This is a genomic window from Pseudomonas sp. Ost2 (assembly GCF_018326065.1).
GTDB classification, from domain to species: Bacteria; Pseudomonadota; Gammaproteobacteria; order Pseudomonadales; family Pseudomonadaceae; genus Aquipseudomonas; species Aquipseudomonas gingeri.
Genome location: NZ_AP021904.1, coordinates 2,761,238 through 2,775,042, shown reverse-complemented (window position 1 = coordinate 2,775,042; position 13,805 = coordinate 2,761,238). Strand labels below are relative to the sequence as shown.

The 13,805-nt window shown below is 57.5% G+C and carries 9 protein-coding genes and 2 pseudogenes; 6 read left to right on the top strand and 5 right to left on the bottom strand.

The window, feature by feature from the left end; genetic code table 11:
• The first annotated feature begins 852 nt into the window (after positions 1-852).
• From KI243_RS12105 to KI243_RS12080, 6 genes and pseudogenes are all read left to right on the top strand, one after another.
• Positions 853-1,455: a hypothetical protein gene (locus KI243_RS12105; protein WP_244861843.1), complete on the top strand. Its 603-nt coding sequence runs from the start codon at positions 853-855 to the stop codon at positions 1,453-1,455.
• A gap of 60 nt (positions 1,456-1,515) precedes the next feature.
• The gene (locus KI243_RS12100) at positions 1,516-1,842 is read left to right on the top strand and encodes a phosphotyrosine protein phosphatase (protein ID WP_017128933.1); all 327 of its coding nucleotides are present in this window, start codon (positions 1,516-1,518) and stop codon (positions 1,840-1,842) included.
• A 72-nt stretch (positions 1,843-1,914) separates the two neighbouring features.
• Positions 1,915-2,374: pseudogene (locus tag KI243_RS12095) on the top strand (EamA family transporter); the annotation flags it as partial.
• A 362-nt stretch (positions 2,375-2,736) separates the two neighbouring features.
• Positions 2,737-3,777 carry an ABC transporter substrate-binding protein gene (locus KI243_RS12090; RefSeq protein ID WP_177106651.1) on the top strand — a complete coding sequence of 347 codons (1,041 nt, stop codon included), beginning with the start codon at positions 2,737-2,739 and terminating at the stop codon, positions 3,775-3,777.
• Between the two features lie 454 nt (positions 3,778-4,231).
• Complete coding sequence (locus KI243_RS12085) at positions 4,232-6,886, top strand: FAD-binding and (Fe-S)-binding domain-containing protein (RefSeq protein ID WP_244861842.1); 2,655 nt, start codon at positions 4,232-4,234, stop codon at positions 6,884-6,886.
• Positions 6,887-6,997: 111 nt separating this feature from the next.
• Entirely contained in the window at positions 6,998-8,563 is a 1,566-nt protein-coding gene (locus KI243_RS12080; protein WP_017128929.1) for a PucR family transcriptional regulator, read from the top strand.
• A gap of 70 nt (positions 8,564-8,633) precedes the next feature.
• Here the strand turns inward: KI243_RS12080 and KI243_RS12075 are convergent, their stop codons facing one another.
• The 5 genes and pseudogenes from KI243_RS12075 to KI243_RS12055 all read right to left on the bottom strand — a co-directional run bounded on the left by KI243_RS12075 (position 8,634) and on the right by KI243_RS12055 (position 13,606).
• Positions 8,634-9,350 (bottom strand): ABC transporter ATP-binding protein, encoded by a 717-nt coding sequence (locus KI243_RS12075; protein WP_017128928.1) that lies wholly within the window; start codon positions 9,348-9,350, stop codon positions 8,634-8,636.
• Complete coding sequence (locus tag KI243_RS12070; protein ID WP_017128927.1) at positions 9,347-10,219, bottom strand: ATP-binding cassette domain-containing protein; 873 nt, start codon at positions 10,217-10,219, stop codon at positions 9,347-9,349. Before KI243_RS12070 ends, KI243_RS12075 begins: the two co-directional genes overlap by 4 nt.
• Positions 10,216-11,495 (bottom strand): annotated as a pseudogene (gene livM, locus KI243_RS12065) (high-affinity branched-chain amino acid ABC transporter permease LivM). Before livM ends, KI243_RS12070 begins: the two are co-directional and overlap by 4 nt.
• Before the next feature lies 1 nt (position 11,496).
• Complete coding sequence (locus KI243_RS12060) at positions 11,497-12,411, bottom strand: branched-chain amino acid ABC transporter permease (RefSeq protein ID WP_017128925.1); 915 nt, start codon at positions 12,409-12,411, stop codon at positions 11,497-11,499.
• Between the two features lie 73 nt (positions 12,412-12,484).
• Positions 12,485-13,606, bottom strand: coding sequence for a branched-chain amino acid ABC transporter substrate-binding protein (locus KI243_RS12055; protein WP_017128924.1), 1,122 nt, complete (start codon positions 13,604-13,606; stop codon positions 12,485-12,487).
• Positions 13,607-13,805: the final 199 nt, after the last annotated feature.

Here is a 13,805-nt window from a genome sequence, read left to right as displayed (position 1 = left end):
TGATCTTCGATAGCGATTCGGAATATTCAGCCGAGGACCGTTCGCTTTTGGCTAGAAGCGGTCCTGTAAGGTATCCACGAAAGTGGAGTCGACTCACACCAACCTGACCAACCTGCGTTCGTAAGACTTACATAAATTATTTTTTACTTTGCGATGCGAGCCAAGTTTTTACTAGAGCAGTCCCACTCAACACGACTGCAGTTCCAAAATTTTCAGCTGCTTTTCTTCCAAATTCCGCAATTTTATCGGAGCACGCAATACAAAATTCGTCATCATACAGATCCCCCCTCTTGCATAGTCTCTGCAGCCAGGGGCACGACATACATAAATGTCTCTTTCGCAATTAGTGCACTTACACTTATCCCTGCGAATATTATTTAGTTCTATAATCTCCGGCGTCATAATTTCTTCGCAGAAAGGACATTTTCCTTTGTCTTTAAAGCTCATAAAAACTAGAGTCTCCCGTTTTCTAGAAAAGCTTCCATGAAATTATCAGATTGAGGCTAGGCAAGCGTCATCATGTAGAAATGATGCCATCTAGCGCCTAGATTTCAGGCGGCAAGAGTCACTTCCACTGACCGCTACCCTGTTCACCCAACAAATGCAAGAATAAAAACCTGCACCTCTGAGCAATCTCAATCTGAATACAACTGGGCAGCAGCCCACATACATTCACCAGAGGCGCCAGCATCAGCAGACCGGGCAGCCCCATTTCCTAAACCCATTCGAAGGTCTGCTTTGGCCAAAAGCTACCTGCCGTAACCGCACTGGTGTGCCTTCGCGGGAATAAAAATGATATCATATAGACATCATCATTTGTCTACGTAGCGACCGCCTCTGACGCGGCACCCTATGAACATCGTTCAACAAGGAAGAACAATGCGATCACCGCTATTCTCGTCGTATCTCAAGCTATCGACTACCCTGCTGGCCGCCGCTCTCACTACCGCCTGTTCCAGTTACCACTACAAGGATTACCAGGGCGAGTGGGCGCCGGAGACGATGAAGCCCTATGACCTGTCCGATAACACAGCCGATGCACCGGTTGTGTATTTCGCGACTACACAATTTCGCGCGCTGGGTGTGCCCTTCCACCGACTGCTGCTGGCAACACAGGTGGATGACAAGCCACTGCCTGGCGCTGGACGCCGCTCGATTCTCGACGTTTCCGGCATGCAGGCGCTTCGGCTGACACCGGGCAAACACTCGTTGAGCTGGTGCTGGGCATCGATGAATGCGCTGGGTACCGGCGGCGCCAAGTGTGGCTTCGGTGCCCGCGATATCGAGTTCCGTGCAGGCCAGCGTTATGTCGTGGACTTCTCGACCCGCAGTGATATCAGCGGACCTCCAGGACGCGAGATGTCGACCATGACCATCAACTCCGAGATTCGAAACCTGGATACGAAGGAAGTGGTCTTTCCGCTTGCAGAAGTTGCGCAAGCGAAGCAGGAATAATGGGAGCGAACTGGGCGTGGGCTGTCCCATTCGCACCATTCGCCACCAGTTGGAACCAGCATGACCAACCTCCTGTTCGTCTGTAGCCGTAACCAATGGCGTAGCCCGACTGCGGAAACGATGTGGCGCCGTCGCCCAGGCTTCAATGCCCGTTCGGCGGGGACCAGCCCTAATGCGCGTAAACCCATCGGCGCAGCGGATATCCGTTGGGCCGATGTGATCTTTGTGATGGAGCGCAAGCACCTGCAACGTCTCCAGGCAGAGTACGCCCGCTTGCTTGAACACAAGCGGCTTTACTGTCTGGATATTCCTGACGATTACCGCTACATGGATCCAGAGTTGGTGGAGATGCTTGAGGATACGGTGACGGCCTATCTATCTGACTAGGCGCGTCGATAGGTGGTTATCGTGAAGCCCACCCTGATATCTTTGAGAAGCCCAAGCGCATATCCATTTTTGATGTATAGCGTGGCGGCACTACTGTTACCTGCTGGCTATTCAGCAATTTTCAATGCGACCACACCAATGATGGGCGTCTTGATCGGTTGGATGTGTTTCAGCGATTCGTTGACACTAAAAAAAGGTGCCGGCGTGTTGATCGGGTTTATGGGCATTACGTTGCTGACCAGCACCGGCCCCATCACCGTGTCAATGAGCGTGGTCATGGGCGCGTTGGCATGTTTAGTCGCCACCCGTTGCATACATCCTGTACTTCCGCTTGATCGCGGATATCGGGCCGGTGCGTTCACTGACCGTGACCTTCCTTATCCCACCCTTCGGAGTGCTGTGGGGTGTGATGCTCCTTGGTGAACGTCTTTCGGTCGCGCATTTGTACGGCGGCGGGCTTATCTGTTTAGCGGTGTGGTTCGTTCTCAGCAAGAGCAAGCCGAAGCAAGAACCCTCACCAGCTTCGGATTGACCCAAGCACTGAACTTCCCCGGGCACTCCGTACCGGAAAAAAACTGTCACCTGGCTCGATGCACCGCCGGCCAGCGGTGGACTTTTAACTACCGGTTCCAGGATCTCGATAGTAAGAGCGGCGCAAGACGACCTCCTTGGCGCTCAAATCGAACAGCTCAGCGCCTGTAGCAGACAAAAAGGTAGGAATAGACCCGCACCGCTCTCCTATCCCTCATAGCTGATACCGGGTACACGCCCACGCCTAACCTGAATGGGCAGCGGGGTGTGCAGTTCAGGTTGAGCCCCTCAGACACCTCCTCTTCTGCCGTCGCTGCCTGATAACAAAAACCATAATGATCGACGTCAATCGGGAGTACCCGCATGTTCAGATCAGTCTTCACACTGACCTTGATCGGCAGTCTTGTGTTTGCCCAACAGGCCATGGCCGATGGCCTGACCGTCATCTCCTACGGAGGCGCCAGCAAGACTGCCCAGGTCGACGCCTTCTACAAACCCTACAGCCAGCTCACGGGCATCCCCATCATCGCCGGTGAGTGGAACGGTGAAATGGCCAAGCTCAAGGCAATGGTGGACACCGACAGTGTCAACTGGGATGTCCTGGACGTCGAGGACACAGACCTGGCGCGCGGCTGTGAAGAAGGACTGTTCGAACGATTGGACCATAGCCGGATAGGTAACTCGGCCGACCTGATTGCGGGTGCCACACACGAATGTGGAGTCGGGATTTTTGTCTGGTCGAACGTGCTGGCCTACAACGCCAACAAGCTCAAAATCGCTCCTGAAAACTGGAAAGACTTCTGGGATGTGGAGAAATTTCCCGGCAAACGCAGCCTTAGAAAATCCGCCCGTGGTGCCCTGGAGTTTGCACTCATGGCCGATGGCGTTGCTCCCGGTGAAGTCTACACCGTGCTCAGGACACCCGCCGGCGTGGACCGTGCCTTTGCCAAACTCGACGGGCTCAAACCCTACATCCAGTGGTGGGAAGCAGGAGCACAGCCACCGCAGTACCTGATGTCCGGCGATGTGGTCATGAGTTCAGCCTATAACGGCAGGATTCATTTCGCCCAGAAAAGTAACGCCAACCTGAAAGTGGTCTGGAATCAGAATCTTTACCAATTCGATGAATGGGCCATCCCCAAAGGAACTCCCAACCTGGACAGGGCTTATGAGTTCATCGCCTTCGCCATGCGCCCCGAACAACAGAAAATCTATACCGAGCAGATGGCCTACGGCCCCTCCAATAAGCGGGCAGACGCCCTCCTCGATCAAGCGCTGAGAAAAGATTTGCCCACCGCCCCCGAAAACATGAAAAACGCCCTGCAAATGGACGTGGATTTCTGGACGGAGTATGGCGAAGGCCTGGAAGAGCGTTTCATTGCCTGGACCAGCAAACGCCCGTGAAACGCCTGCTTAACGCCAATCTGGGATTGGCGTTTTTTTCGTTTTTAAACAGGAATAAATACGTCTTTGCTCCTACTCTTCACAGGTAGTGAGTCCACCCAGCAATCCTTACAGTCATGTGCCTGTAAACGCCAAACCGTGCATCCCCTTCTCCAACATCTCGCTCACTGGCACCGCTTCGATGATCGAGAGACAGGCCAATCATGACTCAATACCTCTTTATCAAACCTGACGTGAATGCGCTGCTCACCTTTCGCGAAAAACTGTCGAAACAGACCCGTGCAGAAATCCGCTTCGATGCTTCAACACGGGCGATTTATGCGTCCGAAGCGTCGAACTACCGTCAGTTGCCGATTGGCGTCGTCATCCCCCGGACACTCGACGACCTTGTCACCACCGTCGCCCTGTGCGCGGAGGCGGATTTACCGATACTGCCCCGGGGGCTGGCACCTCCATGTGTGGCCAGTCCGTCAACGCTGCCATCATCATCGATGCGTCAAAATACCTCACCCGCATTGAACACATCGATGTCCAGCACAGCATCGCGCGGGTCGAGCCGGGAGTCATCTGCGATCAGTTGAAGTCCATGGCCGCACAGTCCGGCCTGACCTTCGGCCCCGATCCAGCCACCCACAGCCGATGCACACTCGGAGGCATGATTGGAAACAACTCCTGTGGCGCGCACTCGGTGATGGCGGGAAAAACAGTCGAAAATATCGAACGCCTCGAGGTGCTCACCTATGACGGCGCACGTTTCTGGGTCGGTCCCACCGATGAGGCGACCTACCAGGAGCACCTTGAAGCCGGCGGTCGCCGTGCCGAGATCGTCAAATCGCTCAAGGCCCTGGTCGACGCCAACGAGGCGATCATTCGTGAGGGTTTTCCGAAACTCAAGCGCCGGGTCTCGGGTTATAACCTCGATCAGCTACTCCCAGAAAACGGCTTCAACATTGCACGTGCCCTGGTCGGTGTCGAAGGTACCTGCGTCACGGTTCTGAGAGCCGAAACACGCCTGGTGACCAACCCTGCACATCGGGTCCTGGTGGTCCTTGGGTTCGAAGATATTTTTCTCGCCGCCGACTCCGTCCCCCAATTGCTACCCCTGACGCCTATCGCGATGGAAGGTCTGGACGATGGCATTATCGGAGGGTTGCGTGAGCGCGGTATGAAGCTGGCCGATATTGCCGAGCTTCCCAACGGCCATGCGTGGTTGATGATCGAATTCGCGGGCGACTCCCTTGATGCGGCCATCAGAGCGGCCCGTCGGGCAATCGACGTGACGGATGCATTGCCCGGCTCGCCGAGCGCCCGCCTGATTACCGACGCCAACCTGATGAACCGTATCTGGACCATTCGCGAGACCGGCGCCTCTGCGACGTCCCTCAGTCTGGACCCCAGCCAACCGGATCCTGTCGTGGGCTGGGAGGATGCCGCCGTTGAACCGGAGTTCCTTGGTCAGTACCTGCGAGAGTTCTCGGCACTGGTCACCAGCTATGGATACAAGACAAACCTCTACGGGCACTTCGGTGATGGCTGCATCCACTCACGGATCACCTTCGACCTCAAGAGCCAGGGCGGCGTGAACAACTGGCGAGCCTTTCTGGATGAGGCCGCCCACCTGGTCGTCAAGTTTGGCGGCTCGCTATCGGGTGAGCATGGCGATGGTCAGGCCAAGGGCGAGTACCTGCCCATCATGTATTCACCGGCCATCATGCAGGCATTCGGCGAATTCAAGCACACCTGGGACCCACGCAACAAAATGAACCCGGGCAAGTTGATCCACGCCATGCCCGTCGACCATCATTTGCGCCTGGGACCGGACTATCAGCGCAAGCCGGTCACGAGCCTCTTCACCTATGACAAACGCTTGGGCGATCAGGGTTTTGCCCGCGAAACCGAACGCTGCATCGGCATGGGTAAATGTCGTTCACTCGAGGGCGGCACCATGTGCCCGAGCTTTCGAGCAACCCGCGAAGAACGCTACTCCACCCGTGGCCGCGCCAGGATGTTCTTTGAGTTGCTCAAGGGCGAGGTGATCGAGGACGGTTGGAACAACGAACAGATCAAGGACTCGCTGGAGTTGTGCCTGGGCTGCAAAGGCTGCAAGACCGATTGCCCGACGAATGTGGATATCGCTCGCTACAAGTCCGAGTTCCTCTATCGGCATTACAAGCAACGCCGTCGCCCGTTGATGGATAGCCTGATTGGACGAATTGGCGAATGGCTGCCACATGCCTACCGTTTGGCCCCCCTGATCAACTTCGCCATGAGCAACCGGCTGCTGCGTCTGCTCGGCCAGCGCCTGGGATTGGCCGCGGGTGTTCAGTTCCCTGCGATTGCCGCACGCAGCTTTCGCCACGGGCCAACCGCTCGCCGCCTGCTGACGGCTCAGGCCTTGACCGGCACGAAGGATGTACTGCTCTGGGTCGACAGCTTCAACAACGGCTTCACACCGGATGTACTCGAGGCCGGGGTCCAGGTCCTGGAAAAGCTGGGCTATCAGGTTCATCTGATGAGAAAACAGACTTGCTGCGGACGTCCCTACTATGACGTGGGGATGCTCGACCGAGCCAAAGCCAACCTCTTGGCGATACTCGAACAACTGGAACCGGCGCTGCTGCGCAAACTGCCTGTCGTCGTCCTTGAACCCAGCTGCCTGTCGGTCTTTCGCGATGAAATGCCAGCGTTGTTTCCCGATGACATGCGGGCCCAGCAATTGACCCGATCCATCATGACGCTGAGCGAATTCATTCGGGAGCAAGGGCTGACCCTGCCTTCATTGAGCGACTCCGTGCATGTCCACGGTCACTGCCACCAGAAATCGTGTGGTGGGATGGGAGCCGAACAGGCTCTGCTGGGGAAACTCGGTGGAAACGGCCAGGTAATACCCAGCGGCTGCTGTGGCGTCGCCGGCGCCTATGGTTATCACGGCAAGACGGCACCGATTGCGCAGACGATCGGCCAGCAGGAGTTCAAGCCCCATCTGGACAAGGTTCCACAAGACGCCAGCATCGTGGCCGACGGGTTCAGTTGCCGCGGGCAGATCCGCAAAGTCAGTGGTCGAGAACCTCTCCATCTGGCGCAACTGCTGGCAAAATTGCTGCCCTGAAAGGGTCGATGCCGCACAGGGCAGCCTCTTCGGGGGCCGCCTCGTTTTTACCGACAGAGGCAGGCAGGACCTGCCCCTTGAATCCCCCTTCGTCTAAACGGTGGACCGGACATGAAACTAGCGACCGCCCTGGAGCAGACCATCCTCAGAAAAGCCACCGTGGTGGCTGGCGCGCACGCCCTGGATCGGGAAATCAGTTGGGTCCATATCGTTGATCATCCCGACATCCTCCATTGGCTGAGCAGCGGCGACCTGTTGCTGACCACGGGATACAACTGGCCACGGGATGACCAGGCATGCCGGGAGATGATTCGTAGCCTGAACCAGATTGGTCTGGCGGGCGTCGTGCTGGCAGTCCCGCATTTTCGCGAGCACTTTCCCTCTGCCACGGTGGAAGAAGCCGACCTGTGCAACTTTCCGCTACTGGAGCTTCCTTGGGAGGTGCCCTTTAGCGAGATTACGCAAGAAATCCTGGCGAAGATCATCAATCTGCAGAGCGAAATCATTCGTCGCTCCGATCTCATTCACCGGGCGCTGACCCGGGCAGCCATTGAAGCCAACAACCTCAACGCCTTGGCAGTAGCACTGTCCGGAGCCCTGGAACTTCCCGCACGTATCGTCTCGTCATCAGGCACCGTTCTGGGCAGCAGCGATCCCCATATCGACGAGGCATTGGAACGACGCTTCATTGATCAGCTGCAACAAGGCAAAGCCACCATCACGCCCCTCGAAAGCTCGCAGCCCAGGGTGGTGACGCTGGACAAGCCAGGGACCAGCACCCGGCTGGCCTGCCCCGTTCTCCTGCAAGGCGAACTGATGGGTGTGGTCTGGCTGCAAGGCCAGGGCGAACCGTTTGAAGAGCTTCATTCGCGCGCCCTGGAGCATGCAGCGGTGATCGCGGCCCTCCACCTGACCCACCAGCGTGAACTCCTCGATCAGGAAACCCGACTCGGTTATGCCCTGGTCGCTGGCTTGCTGGAGGGGAAATTCCCTGAGACCCCGCGGGCCATCGAGCGGGCGCTGGTCTCGGGCTGGAGTGAAAGCCGTCCCTACAGGGTCTGCCTGCTTCTCATCGACGAGCCCATTCCACTGAGCCTTGAAGGCTTCAAACGACGCAAAGAGAAAGCCGAACGCATCACCCGCATCATGCAGGACCTGGATATCGCCCCCCTGATGTCCGTTTCACTGAACCAGATCAGCTTGATCGTACCGGCGGATGTTTCCGCCCAAAGTATCTGGAAATCACTGCGTAATGATGGCGGTGCCATGGCCGTCAGCCGCGTTCATAGCGGCGTTTCAGGCATGGCATTGGGGGCGCAAGACGTAGCGGCTTTGCTACCTCTGCTGCGCCCCGGCAAACTGCACAGCTTCAACGAGGTGCTCTTCCCCAGGGCACTGATGGGCGATGAGGATGCTCGTGCCCTGCTGATCGAGCGCTACATCACCCCGCTGGCCAACAACAAGAACAGCGCCATGCTGCTGGAAACCGTCTGTGTACTGGCAAACGAAGGCTATCAGTTGGTGAACTCCGCCAAGGCGCTCAATGTACATATCAGCACCTTGCGCTACCGGATGGAGCGTATCGAAACGCTGTTGGAGGTGTCGCTGGATAAACCCGAGTCACGCTTTCAACTTCAAGTCGCAGCCGAGATGTACAAACTCGCTCAGGACCTCTGACCAAAACCGCAGCGCCGACAGACAGGTTGCCGGCGCTCCCGAAACCGGTCGCTACAGACCGGTCATGCCATCAATGCCCTCCCAGGTAAGCCTCCCTGACCTGGGCGTTCTCCAGCAACTCACGTCCGGACCCCGTCATGCGGATCTCGCCATTGACCAGCACATAGGCCCTGTCCGAGAGCCTCAGTGCATGGTTGGCATTCTGCTCGACCAGGAAAATCGTCATGCCGTCGCGGGCCAGGTCACGCACGATCTGAAAGATCTGCTTGACCACGATGGGCGCCAGCCCAAGGGAGGGTTCATCGAGCAGCAACAGATCCGGGCGGCTCATCAATGCCCGGGCAATCGCCAGCATCTGCTGCTCTCCGCCGGACATCGTCATCGCTCGCTGGTTTCGACGCTCACGCAGGCGTGGGAACATCTCGAACATCCGCTGCTTGTCCGCCTCGGCATTGTCCATACCGATGGGAATGGTGCCCATCAGCAGGTTTTCCTCGACCGTCATGTCCGGGAATACGCGCCGCCCTTCAGGCGACTGGGCGATACCATTCGAGGCGATGTAATGAGCCGACTTGTCGCGAATATCAGCGCCCCGATAGAGGATCTTCCCGGAGGTTGCCCGAGGCTGCCCAAAAATGGACATCAGCAACGTCGACTTGCCGGCACCGTTGGCCCCGATCAAGGAAACGGTCTCGCCCCTGTTGATCTCCAGCGATACCTGGCGAAGTGCCTGGATGGGACCGTAGAACACATCGACTTCGTGAAACTGCAGCAGTGGCCCATTCATGCGAGCTCCTCCTCTTCGCGCCCCAGGTACGCGGCGATAACGGTTTCGTTATGGCGAATATGCTCGGGCCCGCCTTGGGCAATGACATCGCCATGATCGAGCACCACGATGTGGTCGCAGATGTCCATGACCATTCCCATGTCGTGCTCAATCAACAACACGGTCATGTCATGCTCGTCCCGCAGCCGGCGAATAATGCCGCTCAGCGCCACGGTTTCGGCAGGATTCAAACCCGCCGCCGGTTCATCCAGGCAGACGATTCGTGGCCGAGTGCACATGGCCCGGGCTATTTCCAGGCGGCGCTGTTGCCCATAGGACAGCTCCCCCGCCAGCCGGTTGGCACAATCAACCAGGTCAACCACCTCCAGCCAGTAGAACGCATGGTCCAGGGCTTGCTCTTCAGCACGACGAAAGCCCTGGGTGTCGAGCACGCCGGCCAGCAGGTTGCGGTTGACCCACAGGTGCTGTGCAACCAGCAGGTTTTCCACCACCGACATGTCCTTGAACAGCCGGATATTCTGGAAGGTACGGGCCAGCCCCGCACGATTGACCAGGTGGGTACCTCCAAACATCTTGTAGTAGAGACGGCGAGCAAACCGCCCCGGGGAAACGAAGTCAGTCGGATGAAAAGGTTCGCCCAGTATTTTTCGTATATCGATGTGCCCCTCACGGGCGTTCAATGTGATCTGCCCACCGGTGGCCTTGTAAAAACCGGTCAGGCAATTGAATACGGTTGTCTTGCCGGCCCCGTTGGGGCCGATCAGGGCAGTGATCGACCGCGGCCTGACGTCGAAATTGACGTTGTTCAGGGCCTTGATGCCGCCGAAATGCATCATCAGTTTTTCAACCTGCAAAATAGCGTCGCTCATGGCATCACTCCCTTGCGTGCGGCCACGCCCACACGGCTGACACGAATAAGGCCTCGGGGTTTCCAGATCATCATCAACACCATGAGCACACCAAACAGCAGGACCCGGAATTCGGCAAAGTTACGCAAAAGCTCCGGCATGACCGTGAACACGAAGGCAGCAATCACCACCCCAAGCGTCGAGCCCATCCCCCCCAGTACCACGATGGCGAGGATCAGCGCCGACTCGAAGAAGGTAAAAGACGTGGGATTGACAAAGCCCTGGTAACTGGCAAAGAACACCCCCGCGATACCAGCTGTTGCCGCGCCCAAGGTGAAGGCCGAAAGCTTGACCAGTACGTGGTTCAGCCCCATCGCCCGACAGGCGATTTCGTCCTCACGCAAGGCCTCCCAAGCCCGGCCGATGGGCATGCGGGTCAGGCGTTTTTTGAGGTAGAGCACCAGCATGACCACCAGCACCAGGACGGCGTAGATAAAGATGAACTTCATGTTGGGGTTGTAGGCGACACCGAAAAACTCATGGAACGCCACTCCACCGTCCTTTGCCTGACGCCCGAACTCCACGCCCAGGAACGTCGGGGCCGGAGCCTGAACACCGTTTGGCCCGCCCGTGAAGGCCACCCAGTTGTTGAGTACCAGGCGAATGATCTCGCCAAACCCCAGGGTCACGATGGCCAGATAGTCCCCGTGCATGCGCAGCACCGGAAAACCCAATACGCAGCCTGCCAGCGCCGCGCACAAGGCAGCCAACGGCAACGCACTCCAGAAGCCAAGTCCCAGGTATTGGTAACCGAGTGCCAACCCATAAGCGCCAATCGCATAAAAGGCCACAAAGCCCAGGTCCAGTAGCCCGGCCAGCCCGACAACGATATTGAGTCCCAGCCCCAGGAGCACGTAGATCAGTCCGAGAATAACCACCGTCAGGATGTATTTGTCGGCGATGAAGGGGATCGCCGCCGCCATCACGATGGCTGCCGGGAGCATCCAGCGTGACCATGACCGATGCCCGGCCGGCAAGACCTGCACCCCGCCACCCGTTCGCCCCGTGCCGCCGGACAAGCGCTGACCGAGGGCCCCTGAAGCACGATGCCCACCATGAAGCGCCCTATCACAACCACAGAGACCATCGCCAACACCCGGCTCGCATGCAACTCAAAACCATAGCCGTCCAGCACCACACCGACAATCGGCCCGAACACGATCAGCGCCATGAAGCCAGCCATTACCGCATCGATTGTGCAGGTACGCCAGTTGATAGCATTCTTGGAAATAGTCATTTCACACCTTCGTCACGTGCGGCCGCCCGAGCAGTCCCTGGGGGCGGAATATCAGAATCAGAACCAGCAGAGCGAAACTGAAGACGTCCTTGTAATCAGTGTTCACCAAGCCCGAAAACTGGGCCTCGGCCACGCCAAGTACCAGGCCTCCCAGCATTGCGCCCGGCAGCGAGCCAATCCCTCCGAGGACGGCGGCAGTGAATGCCTTGATACCGATGACAAACCCGGCGTAGAAGTCGAACGTTCCGTAATCCAGCGTGATCAGCACACCCGCCAAGGCCGCCATGACAGCCCCGATCACGAACACACAGGAAATGATCCGATCGGTATTGATGCCCAGGATCGAAGCCATCTTGCGATCCTGCTGGGTCGCCCGGCACATGCGTCCAAGACGGGTGCGCTTGATGACCAGGTTCAGGACCAGCATGCCGGTCAGCGCCGCCACCAGGATGAACAGCTTGGTGTAGGTCAATTGCACGTAGCCGCTGTCCAGCGTCCAGCGCAGCGACCCCTGAAGCAGAGTCGGAATACCCTGCTGCCTGGCCCCCTGGCTGAGCTGTACGTAGTTTTGCAGGATCAGTGAGATACCAATCGCACTGATCAGGGGAGCGAGTCGTGTTGACTGACGCAAGGGCTTGTAAGCCACTCGCTCGATCACAAAGCCATACACTCCGGTGACCACGATGGTGAAGGCGAAAGTGCCCAGCATGAGTATCCCGAAAGACTCAACGCCGAAGTAACTCAGCAAGGCCAGCGTAATGGCCGTGATATAGGCCGAGATCATGTAGACCTCGCCATGGGCGAAGTTGATCATCCCGATAATGCCGTACACCATGGTGTAGCCAATGGCGATCAAGCCGTAGACAGCACCCAGTGTCAGGCCGTTGACGGTCTGTTGAATAAAGAAAGCATCCACGTTGGTTCTCCGCGCCTTTGAAAAGGCCCGCGCTCATTGCACGCAGGCCTGAATGTCAACCGGGCCAGTTCTTCTAGAGCTGGTGGTAGCGCCCTTGTGCATCCCACTGGTACATCACATAAGGCGACTCTTTGAGGTCACCTTTCTTGTCCCAGCTTTTCTGGCCGAGAATGGTGTCGACCGTATGGCTCTTGAGCCAATCGGCAGCCCTGAGCCCTTGGGTGGTCCCCACGCCGTTGAACGCCGCCGCCATTGCCTGCAGGGCGGCATAGGAGAACAGGGTGTAGCCTTCCGGTTCGAAGCCCTTCTCGCGAAGCTTCACCAACACCTGCTGCCCGCCCGGCAAGCTGCGTGGGTCGGCATAAAAGGTCATCAATACACCGTCGGTAAACTGCGCTCCGCCAGCCGTGGTGACCAACTGGTCGGTCACCACACAATCATCTGATACGAACTTGGCCGTCATCCCCTGCTCGCGCATTTGACGCACCAGAGGGCCTGCTTCCGGATGGCAACCACCGAAGTACACCACTTGCGGCGAGACCGAACGCAATTTGGTCACCAGCGCGTTGAAGTCCTTTTCACCCCGGGTGAGGCCTTCGTAGAGGACCGTGTCGACGCCATATTCCTTGAGCTTCAAGCGAGTGGTGTCGGCCACTCCCTGTCCGAAGGTGTCCTTGTCATGAATGACCGCCACCTGGGTAGCCTTGAGCGTGTGGGCAATGTAGTCCGCCGCGACCTGGCCCTGCTGGTCGTCCCGACCGGACATACGGAAGAAGGTCGCCAAGCCGCGCTCGGTCAGCTTGGGACTCGAGGAAGCCGGCGTGATGGTCAGCACACCGGCTTCGTCATAGATTTCCGAGGCCGGCATCGAGGACGAAGAACAATAGTGCCCGATGACCCCCACGACCTTGTCGGAGTCGACCAGTTTGTTGGCGGCCGCCACCGCCTGTTTAGGCTCGCAGGCGTCATCCCCCTTCACCAGGACGATTTTCTCGCCATTGATGCCTCCCTTGGCATTGATATCCTCGGCAGCCTGTTGGGCGCCCCGCCACATCTGTTCGCCAAAGGCCGCATTGGGCCCTGTATGCGGCCCGGCAACACCGATTCTGAGGTCGGCCAGAACGGGGGTGGAAAGAGCCATTGCGAGGGTGATCGAAACGCCACCCACAAGGGTGTGAATATTGCGCTTTTCCATTCTGTTACTCTCTTTGCTATTGGACTTATTATGCTTTTGCGAAAACAACAGCCGAACAAACGATCAACACAAATCCCGCTATTCGCGCGACGCGCCGATCATTTATCGAACTATTACTTCAGTAGAATGGGCAGTACTTAATGGGAGGCCACATAAACACAAAACGTTTATTTAACCGATGACGCCTTTTTATTTTTAG